Origin of the sequence: Anoxybacillus flavithermus, assembly GCF_002742685.1 — a bacterium.
Taxonomy (GTDB): Bacteria; Bacillota; Bacilli; order Bacillales; family Anoxybacillaceae; genus Anoxybacillus; species Anoxybacillus flavithermus_E.
The window spans coordinates 38,566-63,247 of the sequence record NZ_PEDM01000006.1; the positions used below are offsets into that span (position 1 = coordinate 38,566).

Annotated in this window: 25 protein-coding genes; 20 read left to right on the forward strand and 5 right to left on the reverse strand. The window is 40.3% G+C overall.

The annotated features are described in order from the left end of the window. Nucleotides 1-7 precede the first annotated feature (7 nt). Nucleotides 8-1,336 (reverse strand): branched-chain amino acid transport system II carrier protein, encoded by a 1,329-nt coding sequence (gene brnQ / locus CS060_RS04810; RefSeq protein ID WP_035050595.1) that lies wholly within the window; start codon nt 1,334-1,336, stop codon nt 8-10. A gap of 177 nt (nt 1,337-1,513) precedes the next feature. On the opposite strand from brnQ, the gene CS060_RS04815 reads away from it, so the two are divergent. The 11 genes from CS060_RS04815 to CS060_RS04865 all read left to right on the forward strand — a co-directional run bounded on the left by CS060_RS04815 (nt 1,514) and on the right by CS060_RS04865 (nt 13,929). Beyond that, nucleotides 1,514-2,665 (forward strand): cysteine desulfurase family protein, encoded by a 1,152-nt coding sequence (locus CS060_RS04815; protein ID WP_035050597.1) that lies wholly within the window; start codon nt 1,514-1,516, stop codon nt 2,663-2,665. Then, nucleotides 2,662-3,855 carry a tRNA uracil 4-sulfurtransferase ThiI gene (gene thiI / locus CS060_RS04820; RefSeq protein ID WP_099668738.1) on the forward strand — a complete coding sequence of 398 codons (1,194 nt, stop codon included), beginning with the start codon at nt 2,662-2,664 and terminating at the stop codon, nt 3,853-3,855. Before CS060_RS04815 ends, thiI begins: the two co-directional genes overlap by 4 nt. 59 nt (nt 3,856-3,914) lie before the next feature. Further along, a complete protein-coding gene (locus CS060_RS04825) occupies nt 3,915-4,106 on the forward strand; it encodes an alpha/beta-type small acid-soluble spore protein (protein ID WP_006320794.1) in 192 nt (63 codons plus the stop codon). A gap of 133 nt (nt 4,107-4,239) precedes the next feature. Next, on the forward strand, nt 4,240-5,814 hold the full coding sequence (gene mbcS, locus CS060_RS04830; protein ID WP_035050598.1) for an acyl-CoA synthetase MbcS: 1,575 nt from the start codon (nt 4,240-4,242) through the stop codon (nt 5,812-5,814). A gap of 225 nt (nt 5,815-6,039) precedes the next feature. After that, nucleotides 6,040-6,810: an ABC transporter ATP-binding protein gene (locus CS060_RS04835; RefSeq protein ID WP_035050600.1), complete on the forward strand. Its 771-nt coding sequence runs from the start codon at nt 6,040-6,042 to the stop codon at nt 6,808-6,810. Nucleotides 6,811-6,822: 12 nt separating this feature from the next. Beyond that, the gene (locus CS060_RS04840; protein ID WP_099668739.1) at nt 6,823-8,733 is read left to right on the forward strand and encodes an AMP-binding protein; all 1,911 of its coding nucleotides are present in this window, start codon (nt 6,823-6,825) and stop codon (nt 8,731-8,733) included. Next, nucleotides 8,734-9,618 carry a branched-chain amino acid ABC transporter permease gene (locus CS060_RS04845; RefSeq protein WP_035050602.1) on the forward strand — a complete coding sequence of 295 codons (885 nt, stop codon included), beginning with the start codon at nt 8,734-8,736 and terminating at the stop codon, nt 9,616-9,618. A 3-nt stretch (nt 9,619-9,621) separates the two neighbouring features. Continuing rightward, nucleotides 9,622-10,692 (forward strand): branched-chain amino acid ABC transporter permease, encoded by a 1,071-nt coding sequence (locus CS060_RS04850; RefSeq protein ID WP_180271057.1) that lies wholly within the window; start codon nt 9,622-9,624, stop codon nt 10,690-10,692. A 57-nt stretch (nt 10,693-10,749) separates the two neighbouring features. Next, a complete protein-coding gene (locus CS060_RS04855; RefSeq protein ID WP_099668740.1) occupies nt 10,750-11,949 on the forward strand; it encodes an ABC transporter substrate-binding protein in 1,200 nt (399 codons plus the stop codon). Between the two features lie 61 nt (nt 11,950-12,010). After that, nucleotides 12,011-12,799: an ABC transporter ATP-binding protein gene (locus CS060_RS04860; RefSeq protein ID WP_035050603.1), complete on the forward strand. Its 789-nt coding sequence runs from the start codon at nt 12,011-12,013 to the stop codon at nt 12,797-12,799. Next, nucleotides 12,799-13,929, forward strand: a complete 1,131-nt coding sequence (locus CS060_RS04865; RefSeq protein WP_035050605.1) for a phenylacetate--CoA ligase family protein — start codon at nt 12,799-12,801, stop codon at nt 13,927-13,929. Before CS060_RS04860 ends, CS060_RS04865 begins: the two co-directional genes overlap by 1 nt. 21 nt (nt 13,930-13,950) lie before the next feature. Here the strand turns inward: CS060_RS04865 and CS060_RS04870 are convergent, their stop codons facing one another. Beyond that, nucleotides 13,951-14,754, reverse strand: coding sequence for an NAD kinase (locus CS060_RS04870; protein WP_035050608.1), 804 nt, complete (start codon nt 14,752-14,754; stop codon nt 13,951-13,953). A 125-nt stretch (nt 14,755-14,879) separates the two neighbouring features. On the opposite strand from CS060_RS04870, the gene CS060_RS04875 reads away from it, so the two are divergent. From CS060_RS04875 to CS060_RS04895, 5 genes are all read left to right on the forward strand, one after another. Next, nucleotides 14,880-15,530, forward strand: coding sequence for a DUF2953 domain-containing protein (locus CS060_RS04875; protein ID WP_035050609.1), 651 nt, complete (start codon nt 14,880-14,882; stop codon nt 15,528-15,530). Then, entirely contained in the window at nt 15,511-15,939 is a 429-nt protein-coding gene (gene ytfJ, locus CS060_RS04880; RefSeq protein ID WP_035050612.1) for a GerW family sporulation protein, read from the forward strand. The genes CS060_RS04875 and ytfJ overlap by 20 nt, the downstream gene beginning before the upstream one ends. A gap of 77 nt (nt 15,940-16,016) precedes the next feature. Further along, complete coding sequence (gene tpx, locus CS060_RS04885; protein ID WP_035050613.1) at nt 16,017-16,523, forward strand: thiol peroxidase; 507 nt, start codon at nt 16,017-16,019, stop codon at nt 16,521-16,523. Nucleotides 16,524-16,608: 85 nt separating this feature from the next. Continuing rightward, on the forward strand, nt 16,609-17,583 hold the full coding sequence (locus tag CS060_RS04890) for a class I SAM-dependent methyltransferase (RefSeq protein ID WP_035050614.1): 975 nt from the start codon (nt 16,609-16,611) through the stop codon (nt 17,581-17,583). 157 nt (nt 17,584-17,740) lie between these two features. After that, a complete protein-coding gene (locus tag CS060_RS04895) occupies nt 17,741-18,934 on the forward strand; it encodes an acetate kinase (protein WP_035050616.1) in 1,194 nt (397 codons plus the stop codon). Between the two features lie 28 nt (nt 18,935-18,962). Here the strand turns inward: CS060_RS04895 and CS060_RS04900 are convergent, their stop codons facing one another. Next, complete coding sequence (locus tag CS060_RS04900) at nt 18,963-19,277, reverse strand: hypothetical protein (protein ID WP_035050618.1); 315 nt, start codon at nt 19,275-19,277, stop codon at nt 18,963-18,965. A 146-nt stretch (nt 19,278-19,423) separates the two neighbouring features. On the opposite strand from CS060_RS04900, the gene CS060_RS04905 reads away from it, so the two are divergent. Both CS060_RS04905 and argH read left to right on the forward strand, forming a co-directional pair. Then, on the forward strand, nt 19,424-20,632 hold the full coding sequence (locus tag CS060_RS04905; RefSeq protein ID WP_035050620.1) for an argininosuccinate synthase: 1,209 nt from the start codon (nt 19,424-19,426) through the stop codon (nt 20,630-20,632). Next, nucleotides 20,629-22,005, forward strand: a complete 1,377-nt coding sequence (gene argH / locus CS060_RS04910; protein ID WP_099668741.1) for an argininosuccinate lyase — start codon at nt 20,629-20,631, stop codon at nt 22,003-22,005. The genes CS060_RS04905 and argH overlap by 4 nt, the downstream gene beginning before the upstream one ends. A gap of 12 nt (nt 22,006-22,017) precedes the next feature. Here the strand turns inward: argH and CS060_RS04915 are convergent, their stop codons facing one another. Next, nucleotides 22,018-22,470: a universal stress protein gene (locus CS060_RS04915; protein WP_009361531.1), complete on the reverse strand. Its 453-nt coding sequence runs from the start codon at nt 22,468-22,470 to the stop codon at nt 22,018-22,020. 106 nt (nt 22,471-22,576) lie between these two features. Here CS060_RS04915 and CS060_RS14290 point away from each other — a divergent pair, with 106 nt between their 5' ends. Together CS060_RS14290 and CS060_RS04920 are read left to right on the forward strand one after the other, a co-directional pair. Further along, the gene (locus CS060_RS14290) at nt 22,577-22,705 is read left to right on the forward strand and encodes a hypothetical protein (RefSeq protein ID WP_255350591.1); all 129 of its coding nucleotides are present in this window, start codon (nt 22,577-22,579) and stop codon (nt 22,703-22,705) included. Nucleotides 22,706-22,779: 74 nt separating this feature from the next. Further along, nucleotides 22,780-23,559, forward strand: coding sequence for an SDR family oxidoreductase (locus CS060_RS04920; RefSeq protein ID WP_180271058.1), 780 nt, complete (start codon nt 22,780-22,782; stop codon nt 23,557-23,559). Nucleotides 23,560-23,576: 17 nt separating this feature from the next. Here CS060_RS04920 and CS060_RS04925 read toward each other — a convergent pair whose 3' ends face one another. Continuing rightward, nucleotides 23,577-24,671 (reverse strand): M24 family metallopeptidase, encoded by a 1,095-nt coding sequence (locus CS060_RS04925; protein WP_035050623.1) that lies wholly within the window; start codon nt 24,669-24,671, stop codon nt 23,577-23,579. Nucleotides 24,672-24,682 lie beyond the last annotated feature (11 nt).

Sequence of the window (24,682 nt, forward strand, 5' to 3'; positions counted from 1 at the left end):
CTCGTTTTTAGCTTGCTTTTTTTTCGGTACGTGCAACGTGATTTGTCTTGTTAAATAATAAACCAATCACCCCACCGATGAGCGCTGGTGTCAGCCAACCAATTCCTTGTTCAAAGAGTGGCAATGTTTTTTCGTATACGTGTAAAATGGCTGATACGTCAAATCCTGCTGTTTTTAGCCCATCCACGATGCTAACAAAGGACGTACCAACCATCGCTCCGATATAAACAGTTTGTTTACCATCAAAATAGTCATGTAAAAATGATAAAACGACAAGAGTGATGGCTAACGGATAAATGATAATAAGCACAGGAATCGATAATGAAATAAGCTTTGTTAAGCCGACATTTGCAATGACGGCACTGAAACCGCTCATCACGATGACAAGTGTTTGATAAGAAATTTTTGGCGAAATTTTCGAAAAATAACTTGCACATGATGATAATAAACCGACCGATGTTGTTAAACATGCTAGCATAATAATGATCGATAAAATGACTGTACCCGCTTGTCCGAATAAATAAGTGGCTGCTTGACTAATAATTTCCCCGCCGTTATTCCGATAGCCGATTGCCTGTACGCTTGATGCGCCGATGAAAGCGAGCGATAAATAAACGAGCGTTAGTCCAGAGGCAGCAATAAGCCCAGCTTGAATGCAAAGTTTTGTCAATTGTTTTTTGTTTGTTATTCCTTTTTGTTGAATGGCTTGAATGACAATAATACCAAAAACGAGCGCTGCAATGGCGTCCATCGTTAAATATCCATCAATAAACCCTTTAAATAGCGGAGCGTCTGCATACGTATCCGTCGGTTTTTGGATTGTGCCCATAGGCGTCCATATGCTTTTTATAAAAAATAATGTAAGACCAACGAGCAAAAGTGGCGTTAACAACTTTCCGATCCGATCAACTAATTTCGATGGATTTAATGCTAACCAAAGCGATATGCTAAAATAAACAACAGAATACACCGCTAACATTGTAGATCGATCAGTTGCTTCAGGTAAAAATGGAGTCACGCCAATTTCAAACGATACCGTACCTGTCCGTGGAATACCAAAAAACGGACCGATTGCTAAATACATGACAGCTGTAAAAATGACACCAAATACAGGATGAACTCGGCTAGCTAATTGTTGCAAATCGCTTCCTGTTCTTGCGATGGCGCTGACCGCTAATATAGGTAATCCAACGCCGGTTATTAAAAAGCCTGCAATCGCAATCCATACGTTTTCTCCTGCCGCCTGTCCGAGCGCAGGAGGAAAAATCATATTGCCGGCGCCAAAAAATAAAGCGAATAACATAAAACCGACAGCCATTAAATCTTTTTTCGACATGATGATCCTCCTTTGTTGTCTCCGTACCAGCCTATATACTACCATACAAAATAGAAATTTTGTCGTTTTTATCAAAAGTTTCAATCTTTAAAATATTCTTTGATTATTTCTTTTTTGAATAAAGATGTGATAATATAAAAAGGCTGTTTGTATACGAACGTAATGGAGGCAAGGCCGATGCTGTATTTAGATAATAGCGCCACAACAAAACCGTTTCCAGAGGCACTACAATCTTTCTTAAAAGTAGCGACTGATTATTTCGGGAACCCATCTTCACTACACGGATTAGGCATGCAAGCAGAACGACTGCTCACGCAAGCACGAGAGCAAATTGCCCGTCTGCTCGAGGTAAAAACGACAGAAGTGATTTTTACATCTGGAGGGACAGAAGGAAACAATTTAGCCATTAAAGGTGCGGCTTGGCAATATCAACAACGCGGTCGCCATATTATTACAACAGCAATTGAACATCCGTCTGTCACCGAAGCGTGCAAACAGCTTGAACAATTCGGTTTTCGAGTTACATATGTGCCGGTTGACGAACGTGGTATCGTGTCTGTAGCACATATTGAACAAGCGCTGCGTGATGATACGATTCTTGTTTCTGTTATGCATGTAAATAACGAAGTGGGTTCTATTCAACCGATTGAACAGATTGGTGAGATGTTAAAAAAATACCCAAAAGTGCTGTTTCATGTTGACGGAGTACAAGGTGCGGCGAAGGTGCCGCTTCACTTAAAACGTGCAAATGTGGATTTATATACGATATCTGCTCATAAATTTCATGGGCTAAAAGGAGCAGGAGTTTTGTACGTTCGTGAAGGCGTGCGTCTTTCTCCCCTTTTATCAGGAGGAGCACAGGAAATGCAATTGCGTTCAGGAACAGAAAATGTTGCTGCTATTGTTGCGATGGCGAAAGCGTTACGGTTATCTATTGAACAGTATCGCGAATCATATGCTCGACTCGAGAAAATGAAACAGGCGATCATCGGACGTTTACAAACGATTAAAGGCATTTCTGTCCACACGCCGCTAGAGCAATCTGCTCCACACATTATTCATTTTTCTTTAGAAGGAATAAAATCAGAAACGTTTGTTCACGAACTGGAAAAACAACATATGTATGTATCGACAACATCAGCTTGTTCATCTCGTAAAAAAGCGCCAAGTAAAACATTGTTAGCGATGGGAGTTGAAAAAACGCGGGCAGAGCGTTCGATTCGCATAAGCTTATCATATGAACAACAAATGGAGCATGTTCCGATCATTATTGAAGCAATTGAGCAAGCATATGAACGATTAAAAATAGTAGCGAGGGGAACGAAATGACGTACGATCATATTGTAATTCGTTACGGTGAAATGTCGACAAAAGGAAAAAACCGCTTGCAATTTGTGAGATGTTTAAAACGAAATATAGCAAAAAAATTAAAACATTTTCCGAACCTTCAAATTGAAGCATCGCGTGATCGAATGTACATTCGCTTACATCATACACCACCGCAACCTGTCATCGAAAAACTGCAAGAAGTGTTCGGTATTCAATCGTTAAGTTTAGCGTTAAAAACGGAGAGCGATTTAGAAAAAATAAAAGAGGCAACGCTTTATTTTGTGAAACAATTTCCACATGAAGGAAAAACGTTTAAAATATCCGCAAGAAGAGCCGATAAACAATTCCCGATCACAACAAATGAATTAAACTACGAGCTCGGGAGTTATGTGTTAAAAAATACAACAGGTTTAACGGTCGATGTCCATCATCCTGACATTGATGTTCGAGTGGAAGTTCGAAAAGAAGGTACGTATATTACAGCGTACGATGTACCTGGAGCAGGTGGTTTGCCTGTTGGAACAAGCGGAAAAGCGATGCTTATGCTTTCAGGCGGAATTGATAGTCCAGTAGCAGGATATTTGGCGATGAAACGCGGATTGCAAATTGAAGCCGTTCACTTTTTTAGCCCGCCGTTTACAAGTGAGCGGGCCAAACAAAAAGTGATTGATTTAGCACAACGTTTGACCGAATTTGGTGGAACGATTCGTCTTCATATTGTGCCGTTTACGGAGTTGCAACAAGCGATTTATAAACAAGTTCCAGAAAATTACTCACTTATTTCAACACGTCGTGCAATGTTGCGCATTACAGATGAAATTCGTAAAAAAGAAAACGGACTGGCGATTGTAACTGGGGAAAGTTTAGGGCAAGTGGCTAGTCAAACACTTGAAAGCATGGTCGTTGTCAACGATGTAACAACGACGCCTGTTCTTCGCCCGCTCATCTCGATGGATAAAACGGAGATTATCGCGATTGCTGAACGAATTGGTACACATCATATTTCCATTCGTCCATATGAAGATTGTTGTACAATTTTTACGCCAAAAGCACCAAAGACGAAGCCAAAAAAAGAAAAAATTATTCAATACGAAAAGTTTTTACCTTTAGATGAAATGATTGCAGAAACGGTTGCGCGTGTTGAAACGATCACGTTAAAACCAGATGAGCCATTGGACGAGCTCTTTTAACGATATGTATGAAGTCCATTTGTTTTGCACAAGCTATAAGTGCGAGGGGGTGAAAACAAATGGCAAATCGAAATCGATTGCTCGTCCCTGGTGTACAACAAGCGATTGATCAAATGAAATATGAAATTGCTCAAGAGTTTGGCGTGCAGTTAGGCCCAGATACAACTGCGCGGGCAAATGGCTCTGTCGGTGGCGAGATTACGAAACGCCTCGTGAAAATGGCAGAACAACAATTAGGCAGTCAAAAATAAATGTTAGATGACAAAACTCGGTAGCTCGTTCTACCGAGTTTTTTATTTTTTAAAAATTTTTAGAAAAGTTATACAAAAGCATTCGATTTTTTTGTATAATTTTTTTGTATCATACGGTAAGGGGGAGAGGAAAATGAATTTAATTGCACCAGAAAAGTACAATTTGACAAGTGAATTTGAAAAATATGCGGGCGATCCAAACCGAATGGCGTTAAAATGGGAGAATGAAGCGGGAGAAACAAAAGAGCTTACATATGATGAGCTAATGAAACAGGCGAATAAAATTGCAAACGCTTTCGTTAGTCATGGGTTGCAAAAAGGAGATAAAGTACTTGTGATGCTCCCGCGTTTGTTAGAAGCGTATGCGGTATATATTGGAGCGTTGAAAGCGGGACTTGTCATTATTCCTAGTTCCGAAATGCTGCGCACAAAAGATTTGCAATATCGAATTTCCCATGGGGAAGTAAAAGGGGTTGTTGCTTATTTTCCGTATATTGAACAATTTATTCCTGTTGAGGGGATGGAAAATATCGTAACATTTTCGATCGGCGGTTCGACTGAGCGCTGGCTCGATTTACACGAAGAAATGGCAAAGCAAAGCGATATATTTGTTGCTGTAGAGACATCTCGGGAGGATATGGCGTTTCTATCTTATACATCAGGAACGACAGGCAATCCGAAAGGTGTTGTGCATACGCACGCTTGGGCATATGCGCATTTACGAACAGCAGCGAAAAATTGGCTTTGTATTGAAGAAGGAGATCTTGTTTGGGCAACAGCAAGCCCAGGATGGCAAAAATGGGTATGGAGTCCGTTTCTATCAACACTTGGATCTGGAGCGACAGGGTTTGTGTACTACGGTCGATTTGAACCAGAAAAATATTTGCAGCTATTAGAAAAATACAATATTAATGTGCTTTGTTGTACACCGACAGAATATCGTCTTATGGCTAAAGTTCCAACGATTTCTCAATATAAGTTACCGCACTTGCATAGTGCTGTATCAGCAGGTGAACCGTTAAACCGTGAAGTGATTGATACGTTTGAGCGATATTTTGGCGTGCAAGTGCGCGATGGATATGGACAGACAGAAAATACGCTACTTGTTGGGGTTATGAAGGGAATGAAAATTAAACCAGGTTCGATGGGCAAACCGACACCGGGTAATCGAGTTGAAATTATTAATGAATTTGGCGAGCCTTGTGAGGTTGGGGAAGTCGGAGATATTGCTGTTCATGTTGAAACGCCAGCTTTGTTTAAATGTTACTATAAAGATCCGGAACGAACAGCGATGCAGTTCAGAGGGGAATATTATATTACTGGCGATAAAGCGAAAAAAGATGAGGAAGGGTATTTTTGGTTTGAAGGTCGTGGCGACGATATTATTATTAGCTCAGGTTACACGATTGGTCCGTTTGAGGTAGAAGATGCACTAGTAAAACATCCATTCGTGAAAGAATGTGCGGTTGTCGCTAGCCCAGATGAAATTCGGGGGCATGTTGTGAAAGCGTTTATTGTGTTGCGTGAAGGGGTAGATAAAAATGACCCGACTTTAATTCCGCAACTTCAAGAGCATGTAAAGCAACTCACAGCGCCGTATAAATATCCGCGTAAAATTGAGTTTGTTGACGATCTGCCAAAAACGACTTCTGGAAAAATTCGTCGTGTTGAATTGCGCGAGCGTGAAATGAGAGCTATGCAAAAATAACATGTTCCGCTCCGATTCATTCGGAGCGGAAAAAAGCTTGACGATCTAAAAAAAATCGTGTACTATTCTTTTTAGAATTTTCTTAAAATTAAGAAATATTTTTTCGTGAACTCTTTTGGTAACGCTTACATTCTTGTTTTTTCGTTGTGTAAAGTCATAAAGATATAAAAACGTCCATAAAGTGTTATCGAAAGAGAGAGAAATAAAGAAAAAGGGGGGAGTGAAGTGGATATATTGAACGTGCAAAACGTATCCATTCGTTTCGGTGGTGTTTTAGCGCTTGATGCAGTTTCTTTTGAAGTAAAAGAAGGAGAGATTTTTTCCCTCATTGGACCAAACGGAGCAGGAAAAACGAGTATGTTAAACTGCATTAGTGGCCTGTACAAACCAACAGAAGGGGACATTTTCTTCAAAGGGGAGCGTATTACGCATATTAAACCACATAAACGCGCAGCATTAGGTATTGCGCGAGCGTTTCAAAACATTGAATTGTTCCCTCATTTATCCGTTTTGGACAATCTTATGCTAGGAAGACATGTGCGCATGAAAACAGGTGTACTTGCAGGTGGATTGTACTGGGGGAAAGCGCAAAAAGAAGAAGTAGAGCATCGTTATAAAGTTGAGGAAGTGATCGATTTTTTAGAGCTCGAGCATGTACGCAATGTGCCTGTTGGTACGCTATCTTACGGTTTACAAAAGCGGGTAGAAGTCGGTCGCGCATTAGCGATGGATCCTGATTTACTATTGCTTGATGAGCCAATGGCTGGCATGAACAACGAAGAAAAAGAAGACATGGCGCGTTATATTATTGATATTCACGAAGAAAAAAAGACGACGATTATTTTAATTGAACACGATATGGGCGTTGTGATGGATTTATCCAATCATATTGCTGTGTTAGATTTTGGGAAATTGATCGCGTACGGAACGCCAAAAGAAGTGCAAACAAATCCGCGCGTCATTGAAGCGTATTTAGGAGAAGAACATGCGGTGTAAAGGGGGAGTTTTATGGAACAAATGACGTTTCCGCAGCTATTAACCGCTCGTGCGCGACAAAAAACAAATCAAGTCGCATTGCGCGAAAAAGATTACGGTATTTGGAATGAATATACGTACGGGGATTATTACGAGCAAGTGAAAGCGTTCGCATTAGGAATTGCTTCGCTTGGGTTTCAACGCGGCGATAAACTGGCTATTATCGGCGATAACCGACCAGAGTGGGTATTTAGTCAGCTAGCGGCTCAAAGTTTAGGGGGTATTTCCGTTGGTATTTATCAAGAATCGTTACCAAATGAGCTAGCATACATTATTGACAATTGTGACGCAACGTTTGTTGTCGTTGAGGATCAAGAGCAAGTTGATAAAGTGTTAGAAGTGGAACAAGAACTTTCGAAAGTGAAACATATTATTTACTACGATTCACGCGGTATGCGAAACTATAAGCACGATAAATTATTGTATTTTCAAGATGTACAAACGCTTGGTCGACAATTTGAACAAATGCATCCGACATATTTTGATGATGAAGTGCAAAAAGGGTGCTACGATGATATTGCCATTTTATCGTATACATCAGGAACGACGGGAAATCCAAAAGGAACGGAACTTTCTTATCGCAATTTATTTGAAATGGCAAAGAACCTCGCAAAAATCGATCCACTTGACGAACAAGACGAATACCTTTCATTTTTACCACTCGCTTGGATAGGCGAACAAATGATGACCATTTCAATGGCATTCCACTGCAACATAGTTGTGAACTTTCCAGAAGAACCTTCAACCGTATTTGAAAATTTACGAGAAATTGGACCGCACGTCATGTTTTCACCACCGCGCATTTATGAAGACATTGTCTCAAAGTTTCAAGTGCGCATTCAAGATGCAAGTTGGTTCAAACGAAAAATGTATGAATGGTGTAAGCCGATTGGTGAAAAAGTAGCAGAAGCTCATTTTACAAAAAGCGATGTTTCATTCTGGACGAAATGTTTGTATAAACTTGCGGATTATTTCATGTTTAGTGCCATTCGAGACCATTTTGGTTTGTTGCGTTTAAAGCGGGCATATACAGGTGGTGCTCCATTAGGTCCAGATGTGTTTCGCTTTTTTCATAGCATTGGTGTGAATGTGAAAAGCATTTATGGCCAAACAGAGGTATCAGGCATTGCGATCGTTCATCGCGATGGGGACATTAAAGTGGATAGCGTCGGCATGCCGATTCCAGAAACAGAAGTGAAAATTTCTGAGCAAGGTGAAATTTTGCTAAAAAGCCCGAGTGTATGTTGTGGCTATTATAAAAACGAAAAGGCAACGAGAGAGACGATCGAAGACGGCTGGCTTCATACAGGTGATGCGGGGTATGTAGATGACTCAGGCCATTTGTATGTTATTGATCGTTTAAAAGATGTCATTCGTTTACAAACGGGTGAGATGTTTTCGCCACAATTTATTGAAAATAAACTAAAATTTAGCCCCTACATTCAAGAAGCGGTCGCCATTGGTCGCGATCGTCCGTACGTTGTGGCGATTATTAATATCGATATGGCTAACGTCGGGCGATGGGCAGAAAAAAATCAGCTTGTGTATACGACATATTCCGATTTGTCCGCAAAACAAGAAGTGATTCAACTCATTCAAGAACAAGTGAATGAAATTAATCAATCATTGCCAGAAAAGGCGCGTGTGAAAAAGTTTGTTTTGCTTTATAAAGAGCTTGATGCAGATGATGAAGAATTAACGAGAACGAAAAAAGTACGTCGTCAATTTATTGCCAAAAAATATGCCTCGCTTATTGAAGGGATGTACTCAGAAACAGATCACATTGATGTAGAAGGAACAATTAAATATCGTGATGGCAAGGAGCAAGTCATTAAAACGACGTTGAAAGTCGTCTCGATTGATGAAGGGGAGGGAGCAGCGTAAATGGCTTTTTTCTTACAAATGCTTGTAACGGGTATCGTCGTCGGGAGCGTATATGCGCTCGTTGCGCTAGGGTTTGTACTCATTTACAAGTCGAGCGATGCTATTAACTTTGCTCAAGGTGAATTTTTGCTCATCGGGACGTACGTTTGTTTGACGCTTGTGGCTAGCTATAACGTTCCGTTTATTGCTGCGTTATTGCTTGCTTTAGCGTTTAGTGCATTGCTTGGTTGGAGCGTAGAAAAAGTTGTGTTGCGTCCTTTCATTGGAAAACCAGTCATTTCTATGATTATGGCAACGATTGGATTATCGAGCGTACTTGCAGGAATTGTTCATATTATTTGGGGACACGAAACACGCGTATATCCACCTGTTTTTTCAGAAAAACCGTTGCAGTTCGGAGAAGTCATTATCGCACCTGTATACGCATGGTCGTTTGTCATCGTTATGATTTGGCTCGTGATTTTTACGTTATTTTTCAAATATTCGCGGTTTGGAATTGCTATGCGAGCGACAGCAGACGATCAACAAGCAGCTTTGTCTATGGGAATTAGCGTAAAAACAATTTTTGCGATTGCTTGGGCAATTGCAGCCATCGTATCAGCTGTTGGCGGGGTGTTACTAGGAAATATTAACGGAGTCAACTCTTCCCTTTCACTTATCGGATTAAAAGTGTTACCTGTCGCTATTTTAGGTGGGCTTGACAGCATCCCAGGGGCGATCATTGGCGGTATTTTAATCGGGATTATTGAAAGTATGACAGGAGGATATTTAGACCCGCTTGTCGGCGGTGGCTTAAAAGAAGTGATTCCATTTGTCATTTTAGTTATCATTTTAATGGTTAAACCTTACGGACTATTTGGAAAGAAAGAAATCGAAAGGGTGTGAGAAATGGTGCGAAATCCGTTTGTGATGCAATGTGGTGAATTTCATGTTGATTATAAGCAAGATATGGCCATTTGGAAAATTGCTCGCGTGCGTTGGCGTATTTTTATGATTGTAGCACTATTTGCTCTTTTTCCTATGGTCGCGACAGACTATGTAGTCGGTTTGGCAACATTATGTGGGATTGCAGCCATTGGAGCGATCGGATTAAATATTTTGACAGGGTTTACTGGTCAAATTTCGATCGGAGTGGGGGCGTTTTTAGGGGTAGGAGGTTATACATCAGCGATTTTAACAACGAAATTAGGGCTTAGCTTTTGGGTTGCTTTTCCGCTTGCTGGGTTAATTACTGCGCTTGTCGGTGCTTTGTTTGGGATCCCATCACTGCGCTTAAAAGGGTTATATTTAGCCATTGCGACATTGGCGGCGCAAGTCATTATTTTGTTTGTCATTTCACGTTGGGATTCGTTAACCGGAGGTACAGCAGGGCTCGTATTGAATCGTCCACAGATCGGTTCGTTTACGTTCATGAGCGAAATGAGCTATTACTATTTAATGTTTGTCGTTTTACTGATCACAATCGTCTTCTCACTCAACTTATTTCGTACGCGTGTTGGGCGAGCGTTCATTGCGATTCGCGACCGCGATATTGCAGCAGAAGTGATGGGCATTGATTTGTTTAAATATAAAGTGCTCGCCTTTTTCGTTAGCTCGTTTTTCGTTGGTATTGCCGGTGCGCTTCTCGGTCATTACACGATGATTGTCAGCCCTGAGCTTTACAGCATTTCCGTTTCAATTGAATATTTAGCAATGATTTTAGTTGGCGGTTTAGGAAGCGTGTTCGGTTCATTGTATGGGGCTGTATTCATTACGCTCATGCCTGTTGTGTTACGAAGCGTTGTCGATGTATTGAGCGGCACGTTTCCAGGACTAGAGGGCGTGCTTGTTGGAATGAAGGAAGTCGTCTTCGGTGTTGTCATCATTTTATTTCTCGTGTATGAGCCAGATGGATTAAATAAAATGTGGTCCAATATAAAAAATTATTTTCGTCTCTGGCCATTTTCTTATACGAAGTAGTATAAAGCGGCATATCCGCTTTATATAAAATGAAAAACAGATAAGGGGGATGAATGAATGAAGAAAAAAGGTGCACTGCTCGCTACATTGCTCCTTGGAGCAAGCATGTTATTCGGATGTTCAGGAGGTGACAAAACAGCGACAGAACCGGCAAAAGAAGGAGGAAAAGAACAAGGAACGATTAAAATTGGTGCATTGTTTGATATTACAGGTGCAACGGGGGATGTTGGTACACCGTATGCTGAAGGAGAAAAAGCGTATATTGAATACATTAATTCAAAAGGCGGTGTGAACGGCTATAAAATTGAGCTTGTCGGGCAAGATTACGCTTATAAAATTCCTGAAGCGCAAAAGCTGTATCAAAAATATAAAGCGAGCGATAAAGTGTCAGCGATTTTAGGATGGGGAACAGCAGATACGGAAGCGTTGCGACAACAAGTTGCAGCAGATAAACTACCATTTTTCTCAGCTTCTTATTCGGAAAATTTAAAAAATATTAAAGAAAGCCCGTATAACTTTTTAACAGCGGCATCTTACTCCGATCAAGCACGTTCCGTACTTCGTTGGATTAAAGAAAATCATACAGGTGGAACACCAAAAGTTGCGCTCATTTATAATGACACGGCATTTGGAAAATCGCCAATTCAAGATGCAAAAGACTTTGCAAAAGAAATTGGTGTAGAGATTGTAGACGAACAAATTGTTGATTTAAAAGCGCTTGATGCGACGTCACAGCTTCTAAATATGAAGAAAAAAGCACCTGATTATGCGATCATTCAACAAACATGGGGTGCGACAGCAACGATTTTAAAAGATGCAAAAAAATTAGGCATTGAAACGCAATTTATTGGATTAAACTGGACAACTGGTGAGGGATTGCTCCCGATTGCTGGAGATGCAGCAGAAGGGTTTATCGGCGTCGTGACACATGCGTTTCCATACGAAGATTTACCAGGCATAGCTGAAGTGAAAGAGTATTTAGCAAGCAAAGGTGAGAAATTAGAGGATAAAAACCAAAAGTTTATTCAAGGGTGGGTCACAGCAAAAATTTTAGTAGAAGGAATTAAGCAAGCGGACGATCCAACGACGGGAGAAGGCATTCGCCAAGGATTAGAAAAATTAAAAGATCTTGATTTAGGCGGCCTTGCTGCACCAATTACGTTTACAGCGGATAATCATGCCGGGACGAATCAAATTCGTTTAGCAAAAGTAGAAAATGGACAGTTTAAGGTGTTTACAGACTACTTCGGATACTAAAGTGAATGAAAGGGTGTTTTCAACAGGAAGCACCCTTTTGCCTTCAGAAAGGGGGAGACGGATGCTTACATTAAACAATGTAGAAGTGATGTATAATCGAGTCATTCTCGTGCTTAAAGGGATGTCGATGGTCATTCCGGAAGGGAAAATTGTTGCTTTACTTGGTAGCAACGGGGCAGGGAAAACAACGACGTTAAAAGCCATTTCGGGATTATTAAAAAGTGAAGATGGTGAAGTAACAGATGGCTATATTGAGCTATATGGAGAACGAATTGAAGGAAAAGATGCAGAAGAAATTGTAAAGAAAGGTATTTTTCAATGTATGGAAGGAAGACGAGTGTTTGAACATTTGACGGTAGAAGAAAATTTAATTGTCGGTGCTCATACACGAAAAGATCGCCACAATATTAAAGCAGATTTACAAAAAGTATATCATTACTTTCCGAAGCTTCATATGTTACGCCATCGGCAAGCTGGGTATTTATCAGGTGGAGAACAACAAATGTTAGCTATTGGTCGTGGGATGATGGCGAAACCGAAAATTTTATTGCTTGATGAACCATCGTTAGGAATTGCTCCGTTACTTGTGAAAGAAATCTTCTCAATCATTAAACGAATTAACGAAGAAGAAGGAACGACCATTCTCGTCGTTGAACAAAATGCGAATATCGCCTTATCGATTGCGCACTACGGATACATCATGGAAAACGGACGCATTGTCATGGACGGCCCTGTTGAGAGATTACTTGAAAATGAAGATGTAAAAGAATTTTACCTTGGGATGAGCGAGAAAGGGCGAAAAAATTATCGAGAAGTGAAGTCGTATAAAAGAAGAAAGCGGTGGTTGTAATGGAAAGATGGAAATCATTTTTAATTGAGGCGTATGAACAGTCATTAGCATTGCGTGAGAGATTAGATGCAGCAAATATGAGTCCGTACGAATTAGAAACGATTGAGCAACTGAATCGCATTCCCGTATTGAAAAAAGAACAATTGCCTCTTTTACAAAAATATCTGCTACCATTTGGAAATATGACTACAAAACGATCAAATGAATTGGCACGCATCTTTATGTCCCCAGGACCGATTTACGACCCACAAGGAGACGACCAAGATGATTGGGGATTTGCCGAAGCGCTTCAAGCTGCTGGATTTACAAGCGATGATATTGTACAAAATACGTTTTCATATCATTTATCCCCAGCAGGCTTTATGTTTGATAGCGCTCTTCGCCGGATCGGCGCAACAGTTGTGCCGGCAGGACCAGGTAATCGTGAATTGCAAGTGCAGCTTATGAATGACTTGCAAGTGACTGGATATGTTGGTACGCCAAGTTTTCTACATTTATTGCTGCAGTATGCCGATGAAAAAAGGATGCATGTTGGGATGAAAAAAGCGTTTTTTACCGCAGAAAAGCTAACAGAAAGTATGCGTGAACAGTTTGAACAAAGAGGTATTCGCGTTTTTGAAGGATATGGCACAGCTGATTGTGGTTGTGTTGCGTTTGAGGATGGGAAAGGTCCGGGTTTAAAAATTAGTTCACGTGCGATCGTTCAACTATGCGATCCAGCTACAGGCGTGCCGCTTGATGAAGAAGGAGAAATCGTTGTTACAATATTTGATCGCACGTATCCGCTCATTCGGTTTGGTACGGGAGATGTTTCACGTTGGGTTGATGGCTACAAAGGACAGCGTATCGTCGGTGTGCTTGGACGTGTCGGAACAAGTGTAAAAGTGAAAGGCATGTTTGTTCATGAACAACAGTTAAAGCAAGTGATGACTGAAGTAGGATGTCCAATATTTCAAGCGGTTGTGACGAAGGAAAATGATCGTGACCAATTAATAATTTACACCGAAAAAGAACTTGATGAAGAAGCAAAACAAAAAATTAACAACGTGATTCGTGTCACGCCAATATTCGTTCACGTACATCGTGTAAACGAAGAAGAGCGGTGTCTTGTTGATCGTAGAAAATGGTAAAAAGAGGCGTTATGCCTCTTTTTACAAAAATGTTCGTTTGACTTTTTCCCAAAATGAGTTGTCTTTTAGTTTAACTGTTTTAATTACTTTTCCACTTAATACAATATCAATTTTTTCAACATGTTGAATGCTTAGCGCTTCATTATCCATGCCGATAATTGGATAATCGTTCCCATCTTGTACCACTTTCAATGTGAGTTTACGATTTCCGCTTAAAATAAATGATGAACCGAGCGTACGATAACGATTGTTGTTTAGTGACGCTAATTCGCTCACTTGAAAACATGGGAGCATTGGGTCAACGACTGCACCATTGACCGATTTATTATAAGCAGTACTTCCTGTCGGTGTAGCAATGATCATTCCATCGCCTCGAAATGTTTCAAAATGCAAATGGTCAATAAATACGTCCATGACAAACGTTTTAATAATGCTCGAACGAATGGAGCATTCATTCAAACAATAAAATGATGTAGAATCATTGACTGTAACATAAATCGTTGGATATTTACGTACTTCAATTTGTTCTGTTGTCATTGCTTCAATCATTTTTTCTGTATCGTAAATATGAAAATCACAATACATACTTAGTGAGCCTGAGGTTGAAATACCAGCATATAAGCAGTCGTCACGAAAACCTGTTTTTCTGACAGCTTGCAAAAATGTCCCGTCTCCACCGACGCTCACAATAATGTTTGCATGTTTAGCATCGTCCACGACTTGAAATTCATGTTGTTTAGCAAGTTCAATGAGCGGTTGCACTTGTTTTTTCGTTTCTTCATCATGTTTATGAAAGAAGTACATGCGATTACGGCGTTCAGTCATCGTTTTCCCTCCGTTAAAATGTCCTCATATTTATTTTATCATTTATTTTCCATTCATAGCGAGTTTATTCGTTTAATTTTGCTCGTTTTTGTCGAAAATGTCATCGGGAAGGAAGTGAAAAACCGGTGATTTTCGTTATTGTCATCATCTTTATTGCCTTCTTAGTGATTATCCCTTTTTTACACGTACACATGACCATGCGTTTTCAACATGCACAAGATAATGATCAATTCACGATTGATGTTCGTATCCTTCGTATATTTCACTACCGTTTTGCTGTTCCGCTCATTGAAATATCGAAGAAGGAAGCAGGAGTGGTGACAGAGCAAAAAACAACGACCGGAAAGGATGAAAAAACAACGTTTACCGTTGCAGATGCCCGCCAACGTCTAGCACAATTGCAACAATGGTTAAATCGAATTGTTCACTTACATACGATTGTTAAAAAGTTTTTACAAAACGTTTCGATTTTACAGTTCGAGTGGCATACACAAATCGGTGTTGGGGATGCAGCAAAAACAGCGATGCTTGTTGGGTTCGGTTGGTCAATGAAATATTATATATTGGCGGTAGTGAGTAAATATATGAATGTTTGTATCACTCCTTCCATTTCTATTGTTCCTTTTTTTCAAGGAGCTGTATCGCGGACGTCGTTTACATGTATGATCCGATTTCGAATCGGTTATGCTATATTAGCAGGACTGAAGATCGTTAAACATTTGAAAAAAGGGGAAAAAGTTTCTGGGAGGAATGAAAATGAGTGGACATCCAATTGAAGGATTAATGACGACAGCGATGGAAAACTTAAAACAAATGATCGATGTGAATACGATTATCGGTGATCCTGTCGAGACACCTGACGGAAGCGTCATTTTAACCGTTTCAAAAGTCGGTTTCGGCTTTGCAGCAGGTGGTAGTGAATTTATGTTAAATGACGGACATGAACAACAAAAAGAAGCCCATCCGTTCGGTGGAGGAAGCGGTGGGGGCGTATCCATCACGCCAATTGCTTTTTTAATTGTAAACAGCTCTGGAGTGAAACTGTTGCATGTAGATGAAAGCACGCATTTATATGAGAAAATTTTAGATCTAGCCCCACAAGCAATTGAAAAGATTCAACAAATGTTTGAGAAAAAAGAAAAGCCGAAGCCACAACATAGCGAAGCTTCAGACTTTGATATTTAGTCTCAATCGAAATAATTGAATTTTTCATCTAATTACGTTATGATGAGCCTGTATCTTATATAAAGAGGAGGCTTACTATGGCGAATGTTACATTTAAAGGAAATCCTGTCACGTTAATTGGTAATGAAGTGAAAGTCGGTGATGCAGCTCCGAATTTTACTGTGCTTGCGAACGACTTATCACCGGTGACATTAGATGATACAAAAGGATTTGTTCGTTTAATTAGTGTTGTGCCGTCAATCGATACAGGGGTTTGTGATGCTCAAACACGTCGTTTCAACGAAGAAGCAGGAAGCATCGAAGGAGTAAAAGTATTAACGATTAGCGTCGATTTACCATTTGCCCAAAAGCGTTGGTGCGCGGCAAACGGATTAGAAAACGTTGTTACATTATCCGACCATCGCGATGTGTCTTTTGGTCAAGCATACGGTGTGCTCATCCAAGAGCTACGCTTACTTGCTCGTGCCGTATTTGTCGTTGATCGCAACGATCGTGTGACATATGTCGAGTATGTATCGGAAGCGACAAATCATCCAAACTACGAAGCGGCCATCGAAGCAGCAAAACAAGCAGCTCAACAATAATGATTTAAGGCTATCTCAAAAAGGGATAGCCTTTTTCGTTTACATTCTCTAAAATAAAATGTCGGACAGAAAGGAGTGAAACACATTGGAAAAGCTATTTACAGTCATCGATGAAACGGCGACATGGCTTCAAGAAGAATTAAAATGTTCGTACTTAGAGGCAGTTGCGGAAACAGGTGAAAACTTATTTCATGAAGACGTCTTGCAAGAAGAAGTGAGCGAGTTATTAAAAAAACGGTTAAAAAAGGTGTATGCATCTGTTCATTTACATGAATGGAAAAATGAGCACATTCGTAAAGCGTTGCAATTAGCGATGTTGAAAGGAATGAAGGAATACGTACAGCCACATCATCAAATGACGCCGGATGCAGTATCGGTATTTATTGGATATTTAGTTGATGAATTTACAAAAACGTATTTTTCACTATCGCTTCTCGATCCTGCCATTGGAACAGGAAATTTAATGACGGCTGTATTAAATCAACTGACGAATAAAAACGTAAGAAGTTACGGAGCGGATGCAGACGATTTACTATTGAAGCTCGCTTATGTGAATGCAAATTTACAACAACATGAAATTCAACTGTTTCATCAAGATAGCTTAAAGCCATTGTTTATTGAGCCGGTTGATGTAGTTGTGTGCGATTTGCCGATCGGATATTATCCAGACGATGAAAACGCCAAATCATTTCGCTTACATGCAAAAAGTGGTCATTCATACGCTCATTATTTGTTTATTGAGCAAAGTATTCGTTACACAAAAGAAGGCGGATATGTATTTCTCTTAATTCCAAATACACTGTTTACATCAGACGAATCAAAACAACTACATGCTTTCATCAAAGAAGAAACGTTTATTCAAGGTTTGTTGCAGCTTCCGCTTTCGATGTTTAAAAATGAAGCAGCAGCGAAAAGTATTTTTATTTTGCAAAAGAAAGGTGCGCATGCAAAAGCGCCAAAACAAGCATTGCTCGCACAGCTTCCTAGCTTTTCAAATAAAGAGGCGATGCAAGCGATGGTCGTGAAACTCGAACAATGGCTCAAAGAAAATCGTTCATAACCTTCTGAATATAACAAATATGAGAAGAAAACGTTTTCGTTAAGTTTGTGTACTTGAAAAGAGCGATGAACGACCCGTAAAATGAGAAACGTACCGATGAAATTCGCATATTTGCATACAATAATTGTGAACGATGTTAAAGGAGCTGTTTAGTCAAATGCCAAAAGTCATTGCGATCAATGCGGGAAGTTCTTCGTTAAAGTTTCAATTGTTCAACATGCCGAGTGAGGAAGTATTGACAAAAGGTGTTGTTGAGCGAATTGGTTTTGAAGATGCGATTTTTAATATTACAGTCAATGGTGAAAAAATAAAAGAAGTGACGCCAATTCCAGATCATGCGGTTGCTGTAAAAATGTTGCTTGATAAATTAATTGAGCTTGGTATTATTCAATCGTTTGATGAAATTGAAGGAATCGGTCATCGCGTTGTGCATGGTGGTGAAAAGTTTAGCGACTCCGTTTTAATTACAGATGAGACGTTAAAAGAAATTGAAGATTTATCTGATTTAGCTCCATTGCACAACCCAGCAAACGTTGTTGGCATTAAAGCGTTTCGCGAAGTGTTACCGAATGTACCAGCGGTTGCAGTATTTGATACAGCATTCCATCAGACGATGCCAGAGCAGTCGTTTTTATATAGCTTGCCATACGAGTATTATGAAAAGTTTGGCATTCGTAAATATGGGTTCCACGGCACATCACATAAATATGTGACACAACGTGCAGCTGAGCTATTAGGACGCCCAATTGAGCAACTTCGTTTAATTTCTTGTCATTTAGGAAATGGAGCAAGTATTGCAGCAGTAGAAGGCGGAAAATCGATTGATACATCGATGGGCTTTACGCCACTTGCAGGTGTAGCGATGGGAACACGTTCTGGTAATATTGACCCAGCGTTAATCCCATACATTATGCAAAAAACAGGAAAAACAGCAGAAGAAGTGATTGATATTTTAAATAAAAAGAGCGGTATGCTTGGCTTAACTGGTTTTTCAAGCGATTTGCGCGATATTGAAGAAGCGGCAGCAAAAGGCGATCAACGTGCCGAATTAGCGCTTGAAGTATTTGCAGGGCGTATTCATAAATATATTGGTTCATACGCAGCGCGCATGTGCGGTGTCGACGCGATTATTTTCACGGCGGGCATTGGAGAAAATAGTGATGTCGTGCGTGCGAAAGTATTGCGTGGTCTTGAATTCATGGGCGTATACTGGGATCCGGCATTAAATAAAGTGCGCGGCAAAGAAGCGTTCATTAGCTATCCGCACTCGCCTGTAAAAGTATTAGTCATCCCAACAAATGAAGAAGTGATGATTGCTCGCGACGTCATGAGATTAGCGAACTTAGCGTAAGAAAGGGTGTCCATACGGGCACCTTTTCTTATTGATGTATGCGATTTGTTACTGTTTGATTCATTCGATACCAGATCCATAAATCGTTAATGATTGAAGCGAGAGCTGCAATTTCAAAGTTGAGCATGCATGAGCGGTTAAAATCGTTTTCTTCTCCGAGTTGTCTTTGTTTTTCATTAATTTGCTGTTCTAATTCAATAATTCGATCAGGAATTTTCCCACGAATCGTCTCCCACTCTAATAAAATTGCTGCTTGTTCTTCTTTTGTGTACATATCCCAAGCTTTTTCTAAATGTGGCAAGCGAATGCCAAGACGTTCATCATATACAAAATGTGCACTCATTTCGTTCTCCCACCCTTTTCACTTATTAATTTTTATTTTAATCAAAATAGTTATTGAAAAAAAGAAAAATAGCTGTTACATTATTAATATGCAAAATGAATAAATATTAAATATAAAGTATTTTTATTCTTTAGGGAGGAACGATCATGGCAAAACCAAAAGTAGTGCTCGCTTATTCTGGGGGTTTAGATACATCGGTAGCGATTAAATGGCTACAAGAACAAGGATATGATGTTGTAGCTTGTTGTTTAGATGTCGGAGAAGGAAAAGATTTAGAGTTTGTGAAAGAAAAAGCGTTGAAAGTTGGCGCTGTACAATCATATATGATTGATGCGAAAGAAGAGTTTGCGAATGAATATGCGTTAATTGCTTTACAAGCCCATGCGCTATATGAAGGAAAATATCCGCTCATCTCTGCGTTGTCCCGTCCGTTAATTTCGAAAAAACTCGTTGAAATTGCTGAATTAGAAGGAGCGGTTGCTGTTGCGCACGGGTGCACAGGAAAAGGGAATGACCAAGTGCGTTTTGAGGTATCGATTCAAGCATTAAATCCGAATTTAAAAGTGATTGCGCCTGTTCGGGAGTGGAAATGGTCGCGCGAAGAAGAAATTGAATATGCAAAGCAACATAACATTCCGATTCCAATCGATTTAGATAGCCCGTTTTCTATTGATCAAAACTTATGGGGAAGAAGTAACGAATGTGGTATTTTGGAAGATCCGTGGGCAGCGCCGCCAGAAGAAGCGTATGAGTTAACAACTGCACTTGAACATACACCGAATGAACCAGATGTCATTGAAATCGGTTTTGAACAAGGGGTACCGAAAACAATTAACGGAAAAGCATATTCGCTTGCAGATCTTATTTTACAATTAAATGCACTAGCAGGGAAACACGGTGTCGGTCGCATCGACCATGTGGAAAACCGACTCGTTGGCATTAAATCACGTGAAGTATACGAATGTCCTGGTGCGATGACGTTGATTAAAGCACATAAAGAGTTAGAAGACTTAACGCTTGTAAAAGAAGTAGCTCATTTCAAGCCGATCATCGAGCAAAAAATTGCGGAAGTCATTTATAATGGTCTTTGGTTTTCACCACTAAAAGACGCGCTTGTTGCATTTTTAAAAGAAACGCAAAAAAATGTGACAGGCGTTGTACGTGTGAAATTGTTTAAAGGTCATGCGATTGTAGAAGGGCGAAAATCTCCGTTTTCGTTATATGATGAAAAGTTAGCGACGTATACAGCAGAAGACGAATTCGATCATCAAGCAGCTGTCGGATTTATTTCTCTATTTGGTTTGCCTACAAAAGTATATAGCATCGTCAATGGAGAAAAGAAGGTGAACGTGTGAAGAAGTTATGGGGGGGACGATTTACAAAAACAGCAGCACAATGGGTCGATGACTTTGGTGCATCGATCCATTTTGATCAACAGCTCGTTGAAGAAGATATCGAAGGAAGTATCGCGCATGTGACGATGCTTGGCGAATGCGGTATTTTACCGAAAGAAGACGTTGCAACGATCAAAAACGGATTAATGAAGCTATTAGAAAAAGCGAAAAAAGGGGAACTTTCTTTTTCTGTTGCTTATGAAGATATTCATTTAAACATTGAAAAAATGTTAATAGATGAAGTTGGTCCTGTTGGTGGTAAGCTTCATACAGGGAGAAGCCGCAACGATCAAGTGGCGACAGATATGCATTTATATTTACGAAAACGAGTGATTGAGATCATTGAACTTATTCGTCAGTTGCAACGTGTGCTTGTGAAAAAAGCAGAACAACATATTGAAACGCTTGTCCCCGGCTATACGCACTTGCAACGGGCGCAGCCGATTTCGTTTGCTCATCATCTCATGGCGTACGTATGGATGTTTGAACGGGATCGCGAACGTTTTGCCGAGTCGCTCAAACGAATTAACAAATCACCCCTCGGTGCTGGAGCGCTCGCAGGAACAACGTTTCCGATCGATCGCCATTTAACAGCACAACTTCTCGGTTTTGACAGCATATATGAAAATAGTTTAGATGCGGTAAGTGATCGCGATTTTATTATTGAATTTTTAAGTAATAGCTCTATTTTAATGATGCATTTATCTCGTTTTTGTGAAGAGCTTATTCTTTGGTCGAGCCAGGAGTTTCAGTTTATCGAAATGGATGATACGTTTGCGACGGGAAGCAGCATTATGCCGCAAAAGAAAAATCCAGATATGGCTGAACTTATTCGAGGGAAAACGGGGCGAGTGTATGGAAACTTAATGGCTTTATTGACCGTTATGAAAGGGCTACCGCTTGCTTACAATAAAGATATGCAAGAAGATAAAGAAGGAATGTTTGATACCGTTCAAACGGTGATCGGTAGCTTAAAAATTTTTGCTGGAATGATTGAAACGATGACAGTCCGCACAGATGTGATGGAAAAAGTAACGAAACAAGATTTTTCCAATGCAACGGAACTAGCGGATTATTTAGCGAAAAAAGGGGTGCCGTTTCGCGAGGCGCATGAAATCGTTGGAAAACTTGTGCTGACATGTATTGAACGAGGTGTTTTTTTAGCTGATTTACCGCTTCATGTGTATCAACAAGCTTCGCCATTATTTGAGGAAGATATTTATGAAGCGCTTGATCCGTATACAGCTGTCAACCGTCGCATGAGTGCAGGTGGAACGGGATTTAAAGAAGTGAAGCAAGCAATCGAAAAAGCGAAACAAATAATAGAGGCATAAAAGCAAACGCTTTTATGCCTCTGTTTGTTCTGGGGTGCGTACGACGAGTACGTCGCATTTCGCATATCTTGTAATATGTTCAGAAACGCTTCCAATGAAAAATCGTTCCACAGCGCTCATTCCTGTTGCGCCACAAACAATTAAATCTACTTCATATTTCGGAGCGACTTCTTTCGAAATTTTTACTTTTGGGGAACCGTACTCAATATCTGTGACGACTTCTTTGACGCCCGCATCGACTGCTTGCTTTTCGTATGATTGCAACAATTCTTTTGCGAATTTTTCCGCTCGCTCTGCCACTGTTCGATCGTATGCTTCAATGGTCGCGAATGAACGAACGTCGATAATGTGCGAAAGAACGAGTGAAGCATCGTTGCGTTTGGCGATTTCAATTGCTTTTTTAAACGCCCATTCTGCTTCTTTGGAGCCATCGACTGCCACTAAAATTTTTTTATACTTGTACATAAACATTCCCCCAATAAAAAATTTTCCTTCCTATTCAAGTATATCATTTTTTGTAAAACAAACACTACGTATTGTCGAAAAAATTATGACGAAAGGGGTAAAAACAATGCGTGAAAAGGAACAAAAAGAACAACTGTATTATGATGAAAACGGCGTTTCAGAAGTGACTGAGCAAATTACAGATGCATACATTAGCGGGGTCATTGAACAGGAAGATGAACAAAAGAGGCGATAACGCCTCTTTTGTTTCTAGCGAGCATAACAAGTGTTTTCCTCCGCCTATTTGTAGTACGATAAACATAGCAAAGTATGGATGGAGGGATGAGTGTGAGACATGCCATTGTAACAGCAGGATCGAAAGGTCTCGGAAAAAAAGTGACGGAACGATTTTTAAACAAAGGATATGCCGTTACCGTCCATTATCGAAGCGACATACAAGCTGTTGAAGCGTTGAAAGAAATGTATCGTGATTGTCATGACCGCCTTCATTTTGTGCAAGGGGATGTGACGAATAAAGAAGATTTAATCTGTCTTGTCGATGAAGCCGTTGCTAAATTTGGACGCATCGATTATTTAGTTCATAATGCAGGCCCTTACATATTTGAACGAAAAAAGTTAGCCGATTATACCGATGATGAGTGGTATGAAATGATTGAAGGGAACTTAAGCGCCATGTTTCATTTGTTTAAACGAGTTGTTCCGATCATGCGTAACCAACGTTTCGGCCGCATTGTGACGTATGGTTTTCAAGGAGCAGATCACGCACCAGGATGGATGTACCGTTCAGCATTTAGTGCAGCAAAAGTAGGGCTCGTTTCTCTTACAAAAACGATTGCACTTGAGGAAGCGGAATATGGCATTACCGCAAATATGGTTTGTCCGGGAAATATTATTGGAGAAATGAAAGAGGCAACGATTGCATATGCTCGTCAGGTGAAAGACGACATGACACCGATTGGCCGTTCAGGGACGGGAGAAGATATTGCCCGTGTCGTTGAATTTTTATGTGATGATCACTCCGATATGATTACAGGGACAGTCATTGAAGTGACAGGAGGGCTTGATGTTATTCATCGTTATCGAAAATAGGCTGCCAACATGACAGCCTATATGATCTGTAGTTCTTTTGGGTATGTTGTTAAAAGAAGCGGTCCTCTTCCAGTCATATATACGTCGTCTTCAATGCGTACGCCACCGACAGATGGGACGTAAATACCGGGCTCAATTGTAAATACCATTCCTGCTTGAAGTGGCATGGTATTTGTTGCGTTCATTGACGGATATTCATGAACATCAATACCAAGACCATGACCAATTCGATGCGGGAAATACGCCCCGTAACCTTCTCGTTCAATTCGTGAACGAGCTGCCTTGTCAATGCTTCCGATGGATGCACCAATTTGACATGCATGAATCGCAGCTTGCTGTGCTTGTAAGACGGTGTTGTATATGCGTTTTTGTTCTTCTGTTGGTTGTCCGAATACGACCGTGCGCGTAATGTCGGAACAATATCCATCAAGCACGATGCCGAGGTCAAATAACACGAAATCACCTGCTTGAATGCGATTCATTCCTGGGACACCGTGGGGATGTGCGCTATTTGTTCCAACGAGAACCATCGTATCAAATGCCATCGTGCGCACCCCTTTTTTCTTTAACTCGTATTCAATGGTAGCGATGATCTCCAATTCTGTTTTTCCTTCTTTTATGGAACGAACACCGACATCGACACCGAAATCAGCTAATTCAGCTGCTTGACGAAGCGTTTGTAGTTCTTTTTCATCTTTTGTCATACGTAGTTCATGAAGCGTATTGGTTAAATCGAAAAACGATGCATGTGAAAAGCATGATTGTAGTTGTTCGAGACGGCTTACCGTCATATGAGATGTTTCAATACCAATTCGTTCCGTTTGTACGTTTCGTCTATTTAGCTCATTGCGCAACATATGCCAAGGATGATGCACATCATCATAGCTGATGATCGTATATGCCCAACCGGCTTGTTTCGCTTGATTCACATCCATTTCTGGACAAATGAGAAACGGTTCGTCATTTGGAAACACGACAATAGCTAATAGCCGCTCATGTGGGTTGCTGTAAAAGTTGCTAAAATAAAAAACGTTTGCTGTCGATGTAATGAACGCCCATGACGCGTTTGTTTCTTTCAATTTTTGTTGGAGTTTGCTCATTCGTTCCATCATATTCACGTCCT

Excerpts from the sequence above, each read along its gene's own strand:
- brnQ (WP_035050595.1), bottom strand. The coding sequence starts at position 1,336 with ATGTCGAAAAAAGATTTAATGGCTGTCGGTTTTATGTTATTCGCTTTA.
- CS060_RS04895 (WP_035050616.1), top strand. The coding sequence starts at position 17,741 with ATGCCAAAAGTCATTGCGATCAATGCGGGAAGTTCTTCGTTAAAGTTT.
- CS060_RS14290 (WP_255350591.1), top strand. The coding sequence starts at position 22,577 with ATGCGTGAAAAGGAACAAAAAGAACAACTGTATTATGATGAAAACGGC.
- CS060_RS04920 (WP_180271058.1), top strand. The coding sequence starts at position 22,780 with ATGGATGGAGGGATGAGTGTGAGACATGCCATTGTAACAGCAGGATCG.
- ytfJ (WP_035050612.1), top strand. The coding sequence starts at position 15,511 with ATGAGTGGACATCCAATTGAAGGATTAATGACGACAGCGATGGAAAAC.
- mbcS (WP_035050598.1), top strand. The coding sequence starts at position 4,240 with ATGAATTTAATTGCACCAGAAAAGTACAATTTGACAAGTGAATTTGAA.
- CS060_RS04815 (WP_035050597.1), top strand. The coding sequence starts at position 1,514 with ATGCTGTATTTAGATAATAGCGCCACAACAAAACCGTTTCCAGAGGCA.
- CS060_RS04915 (WP_009361531.1), bottom strand. The coding sequence starts at position 22,470 with ATGTACAAGTATAAAAAAATTTTAGTGGCAGTCGATGGCTCCAAAGAA.
- CS060_RS04840 (WP_099668739.1), top strand. The coding sequence starts at position 6,823 with ATGGAACAAATGACGTTTCCGCAGCTATTAACCGCTCGTGCGCGACAA.
- CS060_RS04825 (WP_006320794.1), top strand. The coding sequence starts at position 3,915 with ATGGCAAATCGAAATCGATTGCTCGTCCCTGGTGTACAACAAGCGATT.
- thiI (WP_099668738.1), top strand. The coding sequence starts at position 2,662 with ATGACGTACGATCATATTGTAATTCGTTACGGTGAAATGTCGACAAAA.
- CS060_RS04855 (WP_099668740.1), top strand. The coding sequence starts at position 10,750 with ATGAAGAAAAAAGGTGCACTGCTCGCTACATTGCTCCTTGGAGCAAGC.
- CS060_RS04905 (WP_035050620.1), top strand. The coding sequence starts at position 19,424 with ATGGCAAAACCAAAAGTAGTGCTCGCTTATTCTGGGGGTTTAGATACA.
- CS060_RS04850 (WP_180271057.1), top strand. The coding sequence starts at position 9,622 with ATGGTGCGAAATCCGTTTGTGATGCAATGTGGTGAATTTCATGTTGAT.
- CS060_RS04925 (WP_035050623.1), bottom strand. The coding sequence starts at position 24,671 with ATGATGGAACGAATGAGCAAACTCCAACAAAAATTGAAAGAAACAAAC.
- CS060_RS04900 (WP_035050618.1), bottom strand. The coding sequence starts at position 19,277 with ATGAGTGCACATTTTGTATATGATGAACGTCTTGGCATTCGCTTGCCA.
- CS060_RS04845 (WP_035050602.1), top strand. The coding sequence starts at position 8,734 with ATGGCTTTTTTCTTACAAATGCTTGTAACGGGTATCGTCGTCGGGAGC.
- tpx (WP_035050613.1), top strand. The coding sequence starts at position 16,017 with ATGGCGAATGTTACATTTAAAGGAAATCCTGTCACGTTAATTGGTAAT.
- CS060_RS04860 (WP_035050603.1), top strand. The coding sequence starts at position 12,011 with ATGCTTACATTAAACAATGTAGAAGTGATGTATAATCGAGTCATTCTC.
- CS060_RS04865 (WP_035050605.1), top strand. The coding sequence starts at position 12,799 with ATGGAAAGATGGAAATCATTTTTAATTGAGGCGTATGAACAGTCATTA.
- CS060_RS04870 (WP_035050608.1), bottom strand. The coding sequence starts at position 14,754 with ATGACTGAACGCCGTAATCGCATGTACTTCTTTCATAAACATGATGAA.